The 213-nt window shown below is 77.9% G+C and carries 1 pseudogene; it reads left to right on the top strand.

The features are described 5' to 3' along the window. Window positions 1-213: pseudogene (locus tag WU80_RS25135) on the top strand (hypothetical protein); the annotation flags it as partial.

Genomic DNA, 213 nt, shown 5'->3' with positions numbered 1-213 from the left:
GGCCGCCCAGGTCGGGGGTTTGTCGGTGCCCCAGCAGTGGGCCACGCTGACCTCGGCGGTCAGCCCGGCCAACGCCGCCGAGGCCGAGGCCGCCCCCCTGCAGGCCGGGGCGAGCAACCCGCCCGGCAACGCCCTGCTGCGCGGCATGCCCACCGGCGTCATGGGCCGCCGCGCCGGCGCCGCCGCGGGCTACTCGCACAAATACGGATTCCG

It is taken from the genome of Mycobacterium sp. UM_11, assembly GCF_001414075.1.
Lineage (GTDB): Bacteria > Actinomycetota > Actinomycetes > Mycobacteriales > Mycobacteriaceae > Mycobacterium.
This window is presented reverse-complemented; position numbering and strand designations above follow the sequence as displayed.